Here is a 15223-nt window from a genome sequence, read left to right on the forward strand (position 1 = left end):
AGATCGAAACCGACCAGCAGGGGCAGAGAGTAGCTTAAATCGCGTAGGAAACTGTCCAACGAATGGGGAGTAGCTCAATGATCACGGGACATCTCGGACGACCTCCGGCCTCGCGGTGGCGGTCAGACAAATCACCGGAACGGGATCGGCATCGCCCGCCGTCTCCTTGATGAACCGCGAAACATAGCGGTAGTCCGGACGGACGTCGTGCCCCCGAAACGCGATGCGCCTCGTCCAATACCCAGAGCCCTATCTCGCGCTGCCTGAGGACCGACCGCACCGAGACGCTGCGCAGCTGCTCGGGCGAGATCGGCAGCATCGCAGCCTCGCCCATTCGCACTTTCTCCAGTGCGTCCTGGCGCTCGGGCAGTGAGAGCATTCCGTTCACGGTGCCCCTCGGCTCAGCTTGATGGCGGCGCCGCGGCGAGTTGCGCTTTGTAGCTCTGGAGGCGGGCGTTGGCGTTGGCGTCGACGAGCAGGAGAACCGTGAACATGGCGATGGCGGTGATCAGCCCCGCCCGCCACGGCGGCGTGTCAAGAAACGGGACCAGCAGGGCGCAAAGGGCGATGATGGCGGGAAATACGCGGAACACCGCGATCCGGTAGTCCTTCAGCACCTTGTCGGTCCGGGCGATCTCGGCGACGAGGAAAGCCTGGCTATCGCCTGCGTGCAAAGCGGGGATGGCAGCGAGGCGCACCCGGGCGGGGAAGAACGGCCCCGCCCCGAGGATCAACAGCAGCCCGCTCGCCACCAGCATGGGGAGCACGAAGGCGCGCGCCATGTCGGTCGTGCCCAGTTGCCGGAAGCCGAGGCCTGCCAGAAGAAAGGCCAGCCCGAAGGCGACGAAGACGGCGGCAGAGAGCACCTCTGCCCGGCCCGAGTCGGTGGCCGCTTTCACGATATCCACGGATATGCCTCGCGATTGAAACCTTGATGCCTGCCCGGAGCGGGCCGGGCCGCAGCGTCCTTATGTTGCTCAGAGCGCCCAGTGGAAGCCGGTGGCCTGCTCCGACACCTCCCAGAGGCGGGCCATGACGGGCTTGTCATGGGCATGCGGCTCCAGCTTGCCCTTGCCGACCGGACCGCCGGTTTGCATCCGGCCCGTCGGGCCGTAGAGGGCGCGCTGCTCCAGCCCGTCCTCTGTGGCGCACATGACTTCCGGATAGGCGCCCTTCGCGGCGGATTGCACGAAGGGCGTCTTGGTCATCAGCCACCAGGTCAGGCGTGTCATCCTCCCCCCGCTGGTGCTGATCAGCGAGGTGGCGGAGGCGCCGGGATGACAGACATGGACCGCGACGTTCCTGCCGGCCGCCTTCACCCGGTCCTGAAGCTCGTAGGCGAACATCATCTGCGCCAGCTTGCTCTGGCTGTAGACCGGGTTCGGGCTGTAGTTCCTGTCCCAGTTCATGTCGTCGAACTGGATCGTCTTGATCCCCATGTTGTAGCCCAGACTGGCCACGACGACGATCCGGCCCTTCGCTTCCTCGATGCGGTCCAAGAGCATCCCGCACAGGACGAAATGGCCGTAGTGGTTGGTGCCGAGCTGGCTCTCGAAACCGTCCTTGGTGAATTTCTGCGTGGGCACCTGGGCGATGGCGGCATTGCAGATCAGCGCGTCGATGCGCGGCACGGTCTTCAGCACCTCTTCGGCGGCGGCGCGGACCGAGGCCAGCTCGGCGAGGTCCATGCGGACGAAGCTTACCTCGGCATCCGCGCCGTATTCCTGCTTCAGCTCGCGCACAGCGACCGCCGACTTCTCGGCGCTGCGGTTCAGCATCACCACCTTCGCGCCCTTCGACAGAAGGATGCGCGCGGCCTGGAAGCCTGCGCCGGTATTGGCGCCGGTGATGACATGGGTCTTGCCGGCGAGGTTGCCGAGGCGCTCGGGCGTCCAGCCCTCGGGGCCGAATTGGGTGTGTTTCATGTCTCTGATCTCTCGATGGGGCAGTCAGGCGACGCGGTACCTGCGCTTGTGTTTGTAAACCGTTGTGTTTACATATGGCAGAGTGGCGGTCGATGTAAACACCTGAGTTTACAAAACTGCGCCGTGACGAGGCGGAAAAGATGAAACTCACTGAAAAGAAACGAAAAGATATTCTGGATGCGGCGGTCCGGGAATTCCGCGAACAGGGCTTTCCCGCCGCACGGGTGAATCGCATCGCCGAGCTGGCAGAGGTGTCCAAGCGCACGCTCTACAAACATTTCGAAAGCAAGGAGATGCTGTTCCAGGCGATCACCGATGTCCTGCTGGAGGAAATCGCCACCGTTCCGAAGCTGCATTTCACGCCGGAGGTGCCGCTGCGGGAACAGCTGGTCGCCGCGGTGAAAGACAATGTCGCGCATCTGACCGCCGAGCACTACATGGGTCTGAACCGGCTGGTGATGTCAGAGCTTCTGCGCGATCAGGACCTGGCACAGGCCTTCCTTGCCAAGGCGGCCGCGCAGGACGGTCCCGTTACGGGGCTGATTTCCCAAGCGATGCAGGCCGGCGCGTTGCGCCAGGCCAAACCGGGATTTGCCGCGGGTCAGCTTCTGGCGATGGCGAAGCATTTCCTGGTCTGGCCGGAGTTTCTGATGGGTGCGAAGGCGGAGGTCGACCCGGATGCGGTCATCGCCGACTGCGTGGACATGTTCCTCGCACATTACGGCCCGGAGGGCTGACGGCGCCTGTCCCGCAGCCATCGGCGTGAATGATCAGCAGCCGGGCCGGTTTTCTGCGCTGGTCCGGTCTGCCAAGGCGACGACATTGTCTGAGGAAAAGTCAGGCCACGAACGCATTGCCGCGATCAAACAAGCGCAAGAGATCAGGAATGTGTTTTGCCACGGCTCATGGCGGACACCCGACTGTGACGGACGTACCATGCCTCTATTCGGTATAAAGCGAAACGAGATCTTCGACCCACCAATTGTTGTTGGTTCCCTCCAACAAGTGCAAAGCCACGTTGCGGGCGTCTTCCTGGCCGCGCCGCGTCCGGGGTGACCGCGCGGGCGGCCGGGGCCGAAACGGCTCGCGTCGATCTCGACCTGGCCGCGGAACGGGCAGTCGGCCTCGGCCAGGAGGGCCATGCGCAATCGCAGCAGCGTGTAGATCGCGGCCGCTGTCTTGTGGTAGAGGCCGGCCAGGATGGCGGCCCTGTCGGCAGTGATGACGAGGGCGAAATGGCGCGCGAGATCGCGGAATTTGCGCCCGGAGATTCTCCCCCGAAACAACAGCGGGTTTTCTGAGCCATAGGAGCACCTTAACATGCTCTCAGAGTCACTCAGCTGGAATGGACCCTTATAAAGAAAAGGAGGCCGCCTTCCCGCTTCAGGCCTTGCCTCGCTACCCTGAGCGAAAAACCAGAATAGCCCCCAGTCGGTTAACTGCGGTGATCCCCATCAATGCAAGCCCCAACCCGGGATATGCCAGGAAAGACATCTACCGTTAGCCGCGGCACCCGTATGCCATGGACTACGTCGCAGTGCATCCCGATCAGTGGCGCAAGTACGGAGGTCTCAGCCACCGGTACCATCCTTTCGCCGAGCCCGATCGGATCGCAGCCCAAGTCATCAACGATCAGAATTGTGATCGGAATCGTGCCGTGCCCAAGGCTCATGAGTTGCAGGCGGCAGGTGCCATTGAATGGCAATATGTGGGGCTGCAAAGCATGGCAAAGAAGAAACTCCATGCCTGCAAATCACTTTGCCTATCAGAATGGAGCGGGCAGCGGGAATCGAACCCGCACCAAGAGCTTGGAAGGCTCGTGTGATACCATTTCACCATGCCCGCTCAACAGGAGGTGGCGTAAGTCATGGGCGGCGGTCCGTCAAGCCGGATGTACCGCACCGCGCTGCCCAGCGAGGAGGGGCGGCCGGATTGCGGGTGCCGGCCGCCGCTGCCGCGCTGCGCCCGGCGGCCAGCATGACAAGTGCGCCGGCGCCGGTGATCGCCAGCACGTCCAGCAGCAGCGCCGCCAGCGGCAGCCGGCGGCGATCACCCTCTCGCCCGGGCAGGCCTCGGACAAGGCCGCGGTGGCGGCGCTTCTGGGCGCGCATCCGGCCCCGGGAGACGTCGTGGCCGACCGGGGCCGCGATGCCCGCGCGATCCTGGAGCTGATCGCCGCGCGGGGCGGACGCGGCCATATCCCCACGCAGCACGTCCCGAGAACCGTCGATCCCGCGACCAACCGCCGGCGCAAGCTCGTCGAGCGGTTCTTCGCCAAGCTCGAGCACTTCCGGAAGATCGCCACGCGCCATGAGAAAACCACCCGAAGCCAGCTGGCCGCAGTCCTCATCGCCTGTTCACGCCACTGGATGTGGGATTGTGAGTCCGCATCCTAGGCGATCTCGATCGCGCCGGTGATCAGCCCGGTGACCTCCTCGGCCGAGGTCTGCGCGATCGGCTTGTCGGCGACCTTCTGGCCGCGGCGCAGCACCGCGACCCGGTCAGCGACCGAGAACACGTCGGGCATCCGGTGGCTGATCAGGATCACCGCGTGCCCGGTGGACCGCAGCTGCCGGATCAGGCCCAGCACCTCCTCGACCTGGCGCACGCTGATCGCCGCCGTGGGCTCGTCCAGCAGCACGATCTTGGGATCTGCCAGCCGGGTGCGGGCGATCGCCACCGCCTGGCGCTGGCCGCCCGACATCGATCGCACCAGATCGCGCGGCCGGGTCTCGGACTTCAGCTCGGCGAACAGCTCCTCGGCGCGGGCGAACATCGCGCCGCGGTCGAGAAAGCGGAACGGACCGATCCGGCGGACGATCTCGCGGCCGAGGAACACGTTCAGCGCCGCCGGCAGGTTGTCGCACAGCGCCAGGTCCTGGTGCACCAGCTCGATCCCCGCGGCGCGCGCCTCGCCGGGGCGGGCGAAGCGCACCTCCTGCCCGTCCAGCCGCATCGTGCCGGTACTGGGCTGAAGGCTGCCGGCGATGATCTTGACCAGCGTCGACTTGCCGGCGCCGTTGTCGCCCATCAGGCCGAGGACCTCGCCCCTGTCCAGCGTCAGGTCGACGCCGCCAAGCGCCTGGATCGCCCCGAAGTGCCTGGCGATGCCGCGCAGCTCCAGCACCGGCATCACGACCGTCTCCGCGCGGCGGCGTACTGGTCGAAGGCCACGGCGGCGACCAGGATCAGGCCGATGACGATCTGCTGGATGAAGGACGACACGTTCATCAGCACCAGCCCGTTGCGCAGCACGCCGATCAGCAGCGCGCCGACCACGGTGCCGAACACCCCGCCGACGCCGCCGAACAGCGAGGTGCCGCCGATCACCACCGCGGCGATCACGTCCAGTTCCAGCCCCAGCCCGGCCACCGCCTCGGCCGAATTCAGCCGCGCCGACAGCAGGAAGGTGGCCAGCCCGCAGGCGAAGCCGACGATGACGTAGACCAGCCAGGTGACGCGCCGCACCGGCACGCCGTTCTCCTCGGCGGCGCGCGGATTGGCGCCGACCGCGTAGACGTGCAGCCCGAACCGGGTGTGGCGCAGCACGATGTGGGCGATCAGCGCGGTGACCGCGAAGATGACCACCGGGATCGGCACGGTGGCGATCCGCCCCTGCCCCCACCAGGTGTAGGCCGGGCTGAAGCCGCTGATCGGCCCGCCGCCCGAGAACAGCAGCGCCGCGCCGCGGAACGCGGTCAGCCCGCCCAGCGTGACCACGAACGGCGGCACCCGCAGGCGCGTCACCGCCCAGCCCTGCAGCGCGCCGCCGGCCATGCCGACCGCCGCCGCCGCCAGGAACGCAAGGATCACCGGGTTGCCGGCATCGACGCTTGCGCCGACCGCGAACCGGTCCTCCAGCCCGCCCTTGGCGACATAGGCCCCGACCAGACCGGACAGCGCGACCAGCGCGCCGACCGACAGATCGATCCCTGCGGTGAGGATCACGAAGGTCATGCCGATCGCGATCAGCCCCGAGATCGACACCTGCCGCAGCACGTTCATCAGGTTGAAGGCGCTGAGGAACCGCGGCTCGAGCAGCGCGAACACGACCACCAGCGCGACCAGGAAGATCACCGCCGAATGGCGCGCGGCGAAGCCGACCGCGTCGAACGGTTCGGCCCGCGCGGCCGAACCGATGGTTTCGTCCTGCCTGCTCATCCGGTGGATCCGGTGCGCCGAAGGCTCAGTTGATCTCGCCGAGGCGCTCGGCCTGGTCGATGTTGTCCTGGGTGATCGCGATCGGCGTCAGCAGCATCTCCGGTTCCGGCTCGGTGCCGTTGCGCAGGTACTCGATCATCGCGTTCAGCGCGTTCCGGCTCTGGCCGCCCGGCATCTGCTCGATCGTCGCGGTCAGGGTGCCGTTCTGGATCGCGGCCAGCGCCTCGGGCAGCGCGTCGAAGCCGATGATGGCGATGTCGAGGCCCTGCTCCTGCACCACCTGCATCGCTCCCAGCGCCATGTCGTCGTTCGCGGCGACGATCACGTCCGGCGGGCTGTCGAGCCCGGCGAGGATCGCCTCGGTCACGCTGGCGCCCTCCTCGCGGGCGAAGTTGGCGGTCTGCTCGGCGACGAACTCGTACTTGTCGGCCATGCCGTCCAGCACGTTGTGGACGCCCTGGTTGCGGTCGATCGCCGGGCTGGAGCCGGGCTGGCCCTGCAGGTTCACGATCCGCGCGCCGTCGGGATACATGTCGACGATCAGCTGGCCCTGCGCCTCGCCGCCCTTGACGTTGTCGGCGCCGACATGCGCCAGCAGCCCCTCGACGCCGTCGACCCGCCGGTCGATGGTCACCACCGGAATGCCGGCCTGGACCGCCTGGCTGACCGCCGGGGCCATCGCCACCGAATCCAGCGGGCTGATCACCAGCCCGTCGACGCCGCTGGTGATCGCGGCCTCGACGTCCGCGGTCTGCTTGGTGGTCTGGTTCTGGCCGTCGTAGTTCTGCACCGTCACGCCCAGAGTCTCGGCCTCGGCGTTGAACTGGTTCTGCATGTGGACGAAGAACGGGAAGCCGAGACTGGGCACGGAAAACGCGATGGTCTCGCCCTGCGCCAGTGCGGCGTGACCCGAAAACACGGTGACGGCTGCGGCGACGGCCGCGAAAATCGAGCGTTTCATGAAGTTCCCCCCCAGGGTGCGTTATGATTGTGATGCGCCGCGTGCGCGGCTTTGTGCGCGGTATCGAGCGCTGCGATCATGCGAGGCAGCCTCGATTCGTGTCAAGCAAGCCACGCTGCGGAAAGGATTTCGCCGGCGCGGCGGCTTCTCGCCCATCCGCCGCAGGACCGCGCCTCGGCCGGACCGTTCACGTCGGCCTTGCTGCGTCCTGTCCCGGCAGCGCCAATGGCGCAGAGCGTCGATCGGTGCGGTTGCAGCGGTACACCGGGTTGGGGAGCGCCATGACCAGGCCGCGTATCCTGACCCCCGGCGGTGCGGGATCCTGCGGTCACACCTGGCCGACAGGTCATGTGCGCGAGCAGCGACGACGCCATCGTCTTCGACAGCCTGATGACCGGCTTTCGCGGGAACCGCGAAAAGCTGATTGCGGGTTCCATGCCGGCGCCAAGGTATCTCGCGGCATCGGCGGTCCGGTCCTTCTCATCGCATCTGCGCCCGAGCCCGATTTCCCGAGGTGTGCGGCGAGATGGTGGGCCCGGTTTGTCATCGCCACTCGGTCGTCTTCCGCCATTCCCTTGCCGATCTGCGGCAAGGAGATGGTGTTCAACCTGCAATGGCCACGTTCCCTGTGATGATCGCCCATGCGATCCGCGCAGTCTTCGGCAAGGTCTCATCATCTCCGACGGGAACCCGCTCCTGTTTCTCGCCAGCCCCATCGCTGCAGTGCTGTCGGCACCGACAGGGTTCATCCCCTTCAGCTTGGCAGGTGGCACGCGCATCATGGTGGACATCTGTCGCCCATTGCGCCGCTCCAATTAGGCCCATGATCACGGAGTCCACTGACAGATTTGTGGCCTCTCCCGCGGCATTCTCCGTCACTGTCACAGTGCTGCCGTAACCCTTGGCGCGATCAGCTGGCCTTCGGTCCAGTGTTCGGCGCGCGTCGGTTCGCCTGCCACGACCGCGCGCACGGCCCGGTGAATCCGGTCCGCACCCGCATCCAGATCCTCGGCACCGGTCAGCAGCGCGGCAACATCGACGTCTATGCTGTCCGCCCAGCGGTCCAGCGTCGCCGGGTTGCCGCAGACCTTCAGCGTCGGCATCAATGGCATGCCCGAGGGATTGAAGACACCCATCGCGAACAGTCCGACCTGCGCGCCCCCAAGCGCCATTCCGGTCAGCGAGGTCGGGCTGAAGAACGGCGTGTCCATGAAATGGAGGCCCGGCGCCGCCGGCCGGTCCGCGAACCCGAGACATCCGGCAAAGCCGCTCCGCCCGATCTTGCTGAGCGGGCCCATGGTCTTTTCGGTCAGGGTGGTCAGCCCGGCTTCGATGTTTTCCTGCGTCGGGTTCACCCCGCGATAGTCCTGCCCGGTCTCGAGCATCAGGCGCTCTTCCCGCTCGTCGCGTGGAAGAGGCCGTCACGCCGGGCACCTGCGAGGGCAGCACCTCGCCGATCGGCGCACCGGCGCGGGCGACGGTCATCCGGCCCTCGGCGATGCCCTTGCCGATCTCGCCACGGCTTTCGGCCATCGGCTTGCCCATCTCGGCGGTGATCGACGCGGCGATGTCCTCGGTGCGGGCTTCCAGCGCGTCGAGGAACCGGGCGACGACCCGGCCGCGTTCGGGCTGGGGAACCTTCGCCCAGTCCGCCTGTGCCGCGCGGGCCGCTGCCACGATGCCGTCCAGCGCGTCGGCTGGTGTCGTCGCAAGTGTCGCGACGATTTCGGACGGCCGTGCCGGATTGCGGATTTCGATGGTCGTTGAACCACCTCAATTCTCGGAGCGTTTCGGGAAGCCAGAGGCTCAGTCCCGGGAAGAAGATCACGATCAGCATGGCCACGATCAGCGTGAACACGAAGGGCAGGATCGCGATGGCCACCCGCTCGAAGCGGATATTGGCAAGCGTGCTGGCCACGAACAGGTTGACCCCCAGCGGCGGCGTCAGGAACGCGATCTCGACCGTGACGATCAGGATGATGCCGAAGTGCACGGGATCGACGCCGTAGCTTTTCACCAGCGGGACCAGGATCGCCGCCAGGATGATGATCGCGCTGATCGTCTCCATGAACGTGCCGATCACGATCAGCATCGCGCAGATCAGCAGCAGGATCACGATGGCGCTGTCGGTGATGCCTCCGAACGCCGCGACCACGTCCTGAGGAATACGCTCCAGCGTGACCACGGTGGCGAACAGCGTGGAACAGGCCACGATGATCATCAGCGCGCCGCCAAGGCGGACGGCGCCTTCGCAGGCCGCTTTCAGCGACGCCCATGTCAGCTGCCGGTAGACCAGCAGGCTGACAAGCAGGGCACAGACCACGGCACAGACGGCGGCTTCGACATGTGTGAAGATGCCCGAGTAGATGCCGCCGAGGATGAACACCAGCAGGAACAGCGCGAACTTCGCCTGCCAGATCAGCCGCCAGATGCTGAAGTCGGGCACATCCTCGCTGTCGGTGATCACGGCACCGGTCCGCCGCGCCTGAAGATAGGCCACAAACCAAGCAGCAGCGCGGTGAACAGACCGGGCAGCATGCCACAGATGATAAGCGGGTTGCTCGGCGGGATCATCACGCCCAGCATGCCGCCGATGGCCGAGACGCCGGCCGCGTATTGCGGCGGGTACCCGTACTTGATCAGGGCAGGTATCATGATTGAACCGATGGCGGCCACGGTGCCCGGCCCCGAGCCGGAGATCGCCGCGAAGAACATGCACGAGAAGATCGTGACCAGCCCCAGGCTGCCCGGAGTGTGGCCGAGGGCGTGGCGGAAGATGCGGATGATGTCCTCGGTGATTCCGCCCTTCTCCATGATGTTTCCGGCCAGGATGAATCCGGGGATCGCCAGCAGCGCGAACTTGTCCAGCCCGTTCAGCACGTTCTGCGTGGCAAAGACCAGCGGCGCATCGGTGAGGTAGCTGACGGCCAGCCCCGTGTTCACCGCCACAATACGCATGCTGGGGCGGCTGGCCGCTTCGGCTATCGCCTCGGCGTCAGCGCGGTCATTCTTCTGGCGTTTCACGAACGGCTTCACATAGGCCGCAGGGATCAGGCGCGCCTCGTGCCCATGAGACTGAGCAACCCGCCCCCAGTGATGGGACGTCGCACAGGCCTCCATCGCCACGACACAATGCGTTTGCTCCGCCAAGAGCTGATATAGGTAGTGTCCGAGCACGTGGTGGAATTTGGCACCGCGCGGACGGTGTAGCCGGGGTGGCCATCGAGGGCGTCGGTTATGGTGGAGTTTGCGGACTTCAACCACGGACCGATGGAGACCCCGATGACCGAGACCAACATGCCCCTGATCGAGCTGCTGCAAAAGCACGACGAGGGAGACTTTCTCCGCGCTGTCACCGAGGCGGTGCTCCAGACCCTGATGGAGCACGACGTCGAAGGGCTGATCGGCGCTGGCCGCTACGAACGCGGTGACGGGCGGCAGACCTGGCGCAACGGCTACCGAGATCGCGAGTTGAAGACCCGCCTGGGCGCTCTGAACCTGCGCGTGCCGAAGCTTCGGCAGGGCTCCTACTTCCCCGGCTTCCTCGAACCGCGCAGGACCTCGGAGAAAGCCTTGGTGGCGGTGATCCAGGAGGCCTGGATCGGCGGCGTCTCGACCCGGCGGGTGGACGAGCTGGTGCAGGCCATGGGGCTGAGCGGCATCTCGAAGAGCACGGTGTCGAAGCTCTGCAAGGATATCGACGAGCGGGTGCGTGACTTCCTGGACCGGCCGCTCACTGGTGACTGGCCCTATCTCTGGCTCGACGCCACCTATCTGAAGGTGCGCCAGGGCGGCAGGATCGTCTCGGTGGCCGCAATAATAGCCGTGGCGGTCAACACCGACGGCCGCCGGGAGATCATCGGGCTCAGCATCGGCCCCTCCGAGGCGGAGACGTTCTGGGTCGAGTTCCTGCGCAGTCTGAAGAGCCGTGGCCTCGGCGGGCTGAAGCTTGTGATCTCGGACGCGCATACCGGGCTCAAGGTCGCCATCGCGCGGGTCTTCGAGGCGACATGGCAAAGGTGTCGCGTTCATTGGATCAGGAATGCGCTCGCTCACGTGCCGAAGAGCCAACACACGGTCGTCGCCGCCGCGATCCGCCAGGCCTTCACCCAGCCCGATCAGAAGGGTGCCCAGGAAGTCTGGCGCCACGTGGCTGACCAGCTCCGCCCCCGCTGGCCGAAGCTCGCCACCCTCATGGACGAGAGCGAGGCCGACGTGCTCGCCTACATGGCCTTCCCGGCGCAGCATCGCACCAAGCTGCACTCGACCAACCCGCTCGAGCGATTGAACAAGGAGGTGAAGCGGCGAGCCGATGTCGTCGGCATCTTCCCCAACGAGGAGTCGATCATCCGCCTGATCGGAGCGGTGCTCTTCGAGCAGAACGATGACTGGCAGAGCCAGCACCGCTACATGCAGGTCGAAGCCTTCGCCCTCATCGATGCCGCGCAGATCGACCCGCTTCTCAGCATATCAACGCAGGCCGCCTGAGCGATGACCTCGATTGGCCAATCCGGAATCTCCACCACATTGACGGACGTGACCGTGCGGTGCGCTTTTCGATCTCCAACTCGGCGCGAGCACTGGTGATTTTCCCCTCGGAAAGGGACAGCTTGTTTAGATCGATGCGCGCCTTGACTGGACCTGCCGCGGTTGTCGCTCCGGTCCGGTGCCCATATTAGGCGTCCCTCCATTCGAAGGCCACGGGTGATGTTCAGTCCTGGGCCGAGTGTTTTCGCCGCGGGCTACGGCGATCTCGACCTCTCGTCGCGTGTGCCGGTCGCGGCGCCAGACCGCGCCTCGCACGCGCGCGTAGCGGTCCGAAAATTGCTGCCAACGGAAGCGCGACTCGGGCTGCATTTGCCCCACGAAAACCGATGTGCTTCCCGCTTCGCTGAAGCACGTGTTCGCATCCAGCTGACCGGTAGTCCGGTGTTCGGCGAGCGGGATTAGCAGCTTGCGAACGCTGTCGACCAAGCCAGTGAGTACGGGTCGGGGTAACTACGGACCGGTCGACCAGGCGCGATAGTGGCTGACCTGGAGGCTGATGAACGGCGCGACTTCGATTCGGTTGGCGCTCGGGTTCGGCGCGAGGATCGCCAGCTCCGCGTACCAGAAGGACCACGCGATGAGCGGCTGCAGCGGAATCGCTCGATCACCATAGGCTCGCCGCGACATGGCGGCGGGGCTGCAATCCTCGAGCAGCATGCCAATCTGCCTGCGCGGTGTCGAAGCTGTCGCGGTAGCGAGTCAGCAGCGCCACACCCTGCCGCCACAGCAGCATCCTGGTGCCATGCAGCGGGTCCGGCGCTGACGTGACATTGCATGCAGGGACGGGGCGGTTTTGGGGTCCACCGCATCCCCGTCAGGGGGATCATGCGCCGGCGGCGCAGTATCTCCGTCAGGAGATACTGAACTAGTGGGTGTGGGTGTGGGTGTGGGTGTGGGGGCAATGCCGCGGCAAAGCCGCGGCATTGCCGCGGCATCAGTATTTTCCTTGTTTTTTCATACACTTATCAATATAACGCTCTGTATTCCGCTGGATTCCGCGACAAAAGAACGCTCTTTCTTCTGTCGCTTCTGAGTCCAGGGTCGGGATCTTCCATCGAAGGATCAGAGCAACATCACCCGTCCTTGATGGCAACCCATTCGTCGATGGACAGGCCGGCCGAACACATCAGCAGACGGTCGTCATCGGATATTCGCACGCGGGACGACGCCACACTTTCCATCAGCTAAAGCAGGTAGCTTTCTCGCGCGGGCGCGCGGGTAGTGGTCTCTAAATCCGTTCGATCGGACGCATATCCGTGGTCCCATACAACTCACCTCCACTCGTCCCTGCAGGCTCTGGGGGTGACCCATTCGCGCATTGCGAACACGGTTGCACTGGTCGCGGCATGGCGATATTCGCAAAGTGCGAATTATGAGGAACAGAACAATGGAGCTGCGGATCCGCGAATTTCGAAAGGCGCGCGGACTTACGCTGACGGCACTCGCGACCAAGGCAGGGATCAGTCAAAGCTATCTGAGCCAGCTGGAGCGCAATGACCGTCGCGCCAACGCCGATGTTCTGGAGCGCTTGGCGGCGGGCCTCGAGGTCGAGGTTGCAGACCTGCTTGCCCCCAGGATCAGCCGCAATATCCCGGTGCTTGGCGTGGCCGGAACTGGCGGACTGATCACGCTCCAGAGTTCATGCAGCATGACGTGCCCAACATTCGTCGATCACGACAACTCGGCTGCAATTTTGATTGGCAATCAAGGCTATGAACCCGTTTTCGTGAAAGGCGAAGCCGTTGTTTTTCGCCAGGGGCGCGACGAGGTGACTGCCGACCGGTCACGCCCGGTCATCTGCGAAACGGTTGACGGTGATCTGCGTTTCGCACAGCTGGTGGATGGAAGCCGGAAAGCGCGCTTCACCTTGATCTCAATGGAGCCACGCTCACTGGAACGTCCGCTCTACGATGTGAAGCTTGCCTGGGCTCAACCCGCTCGAGCCTATGTCATGCCGGAAGACCTGACCTTGCGTGACACCAACTAAGGCTCGCCTCGCCATCCGCGTAAATATCCTCTATTTGCAATAATCGTATCGCCCTGCGTCCTACCATGTGGAAGACTCGAGCCCTGAGACATTCGCGCGTTGCGAAGCGCGTGGCGGCGGAGGGCTATCATGGCAAGGAACCCCGACTTCACCCGCGCGCAGGTCGAGCGCGCCGTCACGGGGATGCTGAACGCCTTCGAGGCCAAGGGCATCAAGGTCGCCGGGGCCGAGTTTAATCCGAAAACGGGCACCGTCCGAATCTTGCGCGACGAAGGCGGCCCCGTCGCAGGCGAGACGCGAATCGATGTCACTCCGCCCTTTCGCAAGTGGGACTGATGTCGCTGGAGGAATGACGTGAGGATGCACATTGAGGGACTTCACCGGGAGGTCAGGAAAGGCGTTGTGCGCTACCGCGTCGCAGAGAAGGCGAACCCGAAGAAGCGGTGCCTGCTGCCCCGCGCGATCGACCCTCAGCACCCGCGATTTGGCGATTACTATCGCGCTTATCGGAACGGCTCGGTTCAGATCGACGCGCCCATTGAGAAGGCGGCGACGAAGCGATCGGTCGAGTGGCTCGTCACCCGCTACATCGAATTCTTCGAAAAAGAAGTGAAGGCCGGGCTCAAGTCGAAGCTGACGCTGAGCCGGCGCCGCAACCAGCTTGTGCGCCTGTGCGAGCACCCGGCCGAGAAGGGCGGCACCTACGGCGAGTATGATCTCGATCTGCCCACGGTCGCGTGGGAGCAGTTCAACCTCGATAAGATCTCAACGCCAGGCGAGGCCGACAACACCATGAAGGCCGTCCGCGCGATGTACGAGCTCGCTATGAAGCGCGGCTGGATCTCGCACAACCCGGCGAAAGGCGTGAAAGCCTACAAGCAGAACAAGGGCGGCGCGAAGCCGTGGACGCCCGAGGACATGAAGCAGTACCGCGAACGCCACCCGGCGGGTACGATGGCGCACCTGTACCTCACGCTCCTGATGTTCGCAGGCGCTCGGATCTCCGATGCCGTCTGGCTCGGGCCGAAGCAGTTGGCCAAGCTGAACGGCCGCACCGACCTCAAGTGGCAACCGAAGAAGAAGGGCTCGGCCCCCGTCATGCTGCCGGTGATGCCGCCGCTCGATACAGCGATCAAGGCGCAGAAGGTCGTGCATCCCGACGCCTTCATTCCGCGCGCTGACGGCCAGCCCTTCGCGAGCTCGGCCGCGCTCGGCAACAAGGTCCGTGACTGGATCACGCAGGCTGGCCTTACGAACCGCTCCTCGCATGGCGTCCGCAAATCGGTGGCGGAGCTATTGTCCGAGAGCGGGATGACGCAGTACCAGGTGATGTCGGTGCTCGCTCACACCGAGGCCAAGTCATCCGAGATCTACACGAAAGATGCCGAACGCCGCCGCCTGGCGGAACGCGCCATGAACGCGCTCGAAGGCTACGAGTGGTAGCAATGTGTCCACCCCCCGGCCGAGGGGTGGACACAATTTCCGAAAAACCCAATGTTTTCAATGATCCACGCGGCAGATGGTAGGCCCGGAGGGACTTGAACCCCCAACCAAAGCGTTATGAGCGCTCTGCTCTGACCAATTGAGCTACAGGCCCGCCGTCGCATTCCGGTACGGCAGCTTTGCACCGCGGTCAACACG

General features: G+C 65.0%; 14 protein-coding genes, 2 tRNA genes and 4 pseudogenes. 7 read left to right on the forward strand and 13 right to left on the reverse strand.

Annotated features, from left to right (window positions below):
- Positions 1-87: 87 nt before the first annotated feature.
- The 3 genes and pseudogenes from GE300_RS09570 to GE300_RS09580 form a co-directional block, all read right to left on the reverse strand.
- Positions 88-391 (reverse strand): annotated as a pseudogene (locus tag GE300_RS09570) (DEAD/DEAH box helicase); the annotation flags it as partial.
- Positions 392-401: 10 nt separating this feature from the next.
- Positions 402-908 carry a hypothetical protein gene (locus tag GE300_RS09575; protein WP_154446345.1) on the reverse strand — a complete coding sequence of 169 codons (507 nt, stop codon included), beginning with the start codon at positions 906-908 and terminating at the stop codon, positions 402-404.
- A 69-nt stretch (positions 909-977) separates the two neighbouring features.
- Complete coding sequence (locus GE300_RS09580; RefSeq protein ID WP_154446346.1) at positions 978-1925, reverse strand: SDR family oxidoreductase; 948 nt, start codon at positions 1923-1925, stop codon at positions 978-980.
- Positions 1926-2065: 140 nt separating this feature from the next.
- Here GE300_RS09580 and GE300_RS09585 point away from each other — a divergent pair, with 140 nt between their 5' ends.
- Together GE300_RS09585 and GE300_RS09590 are read left to right on the forward strand one after the other, a co-directional pair.
- The gene (locus GE300_RS09585) at positions 2066-2662 is read left to right on the forward strand and encodes a TetR/AcrR family transcriptional regulator (protein WP_154446347.1); all 597 of its coding nucleotides are present in this window, start codon (positions 2066-2068) and stop codon (positions 2660-2662) included.
- Between the two features lie 25 nt (positions 2663-2687).
- Entirely contained in the window at positions 2688-2981 is a 294-nt protein-coding gene (locus GE300_RS09590) for a hypothetical protein (protein ID WP_154446348.1), read from the forward strand.
- Positions 2982-3696: 715 nt separating this feature from the next.
- Here GE300_RS09590 and GE300_RS09600 read toward each other — a convergent pair.
- Positions 3697-3770: transfer RNA gene (locus tag GE300_RS09600), tRNA-Gly, on the reverse strand.
- Between GE300_RS09600 and GE300_RS09605 the strand changes: the two genes are divergently transcribed.
- Positions 3734-4321 (forward strand): transposase, encoded by a 588-nt coding sequence (locus GE300_RS09605; RefSeq protein WP_154446350.1) that lies wholly within the window; start codon positions 3734-3736, stop codon positions 4319-4321. The genes GE300_RS09600 and GE300_RS09605 overlap by 37 nt on opposite strands.
- On the opposite strand, the gene GE300_RS09610 is transcribed toward GE300_RS09605, so the two are convergent.
- The 7 genes and pseudogenes from GE300_RS09610 to GE300_RS23540 all read right to left on the reverse strand — a co-directional run.
- The gene (locus GE300_RS09610; RefSeq protein ID WP_154446519.1) at positions 4318-5058 is read right to left on the reverse strand and encodes an ATP-binding cassette domain-containing protein; all 741 of its coding nucleotides are present in this window, start codon (positions 5056-5058) and stop codon (positions 4318-4320) included. The two genes, GE300_RS09605 and GE300_RS09610, sit on opposite strands and share 4 nt — an antisense overlap.
- Positions 5058-6086, reverse strand: a complete 1029-nt coding sequence (locus GE300_RS09615) for an ABC transporter permease (RefSeq protein ID WP_154446351.1) — start codon at positions 6084-6086, stop codon at positions 5058-5060. The genes GE300_RS09610 and GE300_RS09615 overlap by 1 nt, the downstream gene beginning before the upstream one ends.
- 25 nt (positions 6087-6111) lie before the next feature.
- Positions 6112-7047, reverse strand: a complete 936-nt coding sequence (locus tag GE300_RS09620) for a substrate-binding domain-containing protein (protein WP_154446352.1) — start codon at positions 7045-7047, stop codon at positions 6112-6114.
- 881 nt (positions 7048-7928) lie between these two features.
- Positions 7929-8432, reverse strand: a complete 504-nt coding sequence (locus tag GE300_RS09625) for a UxaA family hydrolase (protein ID WP_154446353.1) — start codon at positions 8430-8432, stop codon at positions 7929-7931.
- A gap of 76 nt (positions 8433-8508) precedes the next feature.
- Positions 8509-8805: pseudogene (locus tag GE300_RS09630) on the reverse strand (aldehyde dehydrogenase family protein); the annotation flags it as partial.
- A gap of 109 nt (positions 8806-8914) precedes the next feature.
- Positions 8915-9547: pseudogene (locus tag GE300_RS23535) on the reverse strand (TRAP transporter large permease subunit); the annotation flags it as partial.
- A pseudogene (locus tag GE300_RS23540) lies at positions 9511-10179 on the reverse strand (TRAP transporter large permease subunit); the annotation flags it as partial. The pseudogenes GE300_RS23535 and GE300_RS23540, both read right to left, overlap by 37 nt.
- A 150-nt stretch (positions 10180-10329) precedes the next feature.
- On the opposite strand from GE300_RS23540, the gene GE300_RS09640 reads away from it, so the two are divergent.
- Positions 10330-11535 carry an IS256 family transposase gene (locus GE300_RS09640; RefSeq protein ID WP_154446354.1) on the forward strand — a complete coding sequence of 402 codons (1206 nt, stop codon included), beginning with the start codon at positions 10330-10332 and terminating at the stop codon, positions 11533-11535.
- A gap of 510 nt (positions 11536-12045) precedes the next feature.
- Here GE300_RS09640 and GE300_RS09645 read toward each other — a convergent pair.
- Positions 12046-12252 carry a hypothetical protein gene (locus tag GE300_RS09645; protein WP_154446355.1) on the reverse strand — a complete coding sequence of 69 codons (207 nt, stop codon included), beginning with the start codon at positions 12250-12252 and terminating at the stop codon, positions 12046-12048.
- A 730-nt stretch (positions 12253-12982) separates the two neighbouring features.
- Between GE300_RS09645 and GE300_RS09650 the strand changes: the two genes are divergently transcribed.
- From GE300_RS09650 to GE300_RS23690, 3 genes are all read left to right on the forward strand, one after another.
- The gene (locus GE300_RS09650; RefSeq protein ID WP_233416912.1) at positions 12983-13582 is read left to right on the forward strand and encodes a helix-turn-helix domain-containing protein; all 600 of its coding nucleotides are present in this window, start codon (positions 12983-12985) and stop codon (positions 13580-13582) included.
- Between the two features lie 129 nt (positions 13583-13711).
- Positions 13712-13918 carry a hypothetical protein gene (locus GE300_RS09655; RefSeq protein ID WP_154446357.1) on the forward strand — a complete coding sequence of 69 codons (207 nt, stop codon included), beginning with the start codon at positions 13712-13714 and terminating at the stop codon, positions 13916-13918.
- A 66-nt stretch (positions 13919-13984) separates the two neighbouring features.
- Positions 13985-15025, forward strand: coding sequence for a site-specific integrase (locus GE300_RS23690; protein WP_325063182.1), 1041 nt, complete (start codon positions 13985-13987; stop codon positions 15023-15025).
- A 77-nt stretch (positions 15026-15102) separates the two neighbouring features.
- Here GE300_RS23690 and GE300_RS09665 read toward each other — a convergent pair.
- Positions 15103-15179: transfer RNA gene (locus tag GE300_RS09665), tRNA-Ile, on the reverse strand.
- Between the last annotated feature and the right edge of the window lie 44 nt (positions 15180-15223).

It is taken from the genome of Halovulum marinum (genome assembly GCF_009697225.1).
GTDB lineage: Bacteria > Pseudomonadota > Alphaproteobacteria > Rhodobacterales > Rhodobacteraceae > Halovulum > Halovulum marinum.

Excerpts from the sequence above, each read along its gene's own strand:
- GE300_RS09580 (WP_154446346.1), bottom strand. The coding sequence starts at position 1,925 with ATGAAACACACCCAATTCGGCCCCGAGGGCTGGACGCCCGAGCGCCTC.
- GE300_RS09620 (WP_154446352.1), bottom strand. The coding sequence starts at position 7,047 with ATGAAACGCTCGATTTTCGCGGCCGTCGCCGCAGCCGTCACCGTGTTT.
- GE300_RS09645 (WP_154446355.1), bottom strand. The coding sequence starts at position 12,252 with ATGCTGCTCGAGGATTGCAGCCCCGCCGCCATGTCGCGGCGAGCCTAT.
- GE300_RS09655 (WP_154446357.1), top strand. The coding sequence starts at position 13,712 with ATGGCAAGGAACCCCGACTTCACCCGCGCGCAGGTCGAGCGCGCCGTC.
- GE300_RS09585 (WP_154446347.1), top strand. The coding sequence starts at position 2,066 with ATGAAACTCACTGAAAAGAAACGAAAAGATATTCTGGATGCGGCGGTC.
- GE300_RS09650 (WP_233416912.1), top strand. The coding sequence starts at position 12,983 with ATGGAGCTGCGGATCCGCGAATTTCGAAAGGCGCGCGGACTTACGCTG.
- GE300_RS09625 (WP_154446353.1), bottom strand. The coding sequence starts at position 8,432 with ATGCTCGAGACCGGGCAGGACTATCGCGGGGTGAACCCGACGCAGGAA.
- GE300_RS09610 (WP_154446519.1), bottom strand. The coding sequence starts at position 5,058 with ATGCCGGTGCTGGAGCTGCGCGGCATCGCCAGGCACTTCGGGGCGATC.
- GE300_RS09640 (WP_154446354.1), top strand. The coding sequence starts at position 10,330 with ATGACCGAGACCAACATGCCCCTGATCGAGCTGCTGCAAAAGCACGAC.
- GE300_RS09615 (WP_154446351.1), bottom strand. The coding sequence starts at position 6,086 with ATGAGCAGGCAGGACGAAACCATCGGTTCGGCCGCGCGGGCCGAACCG.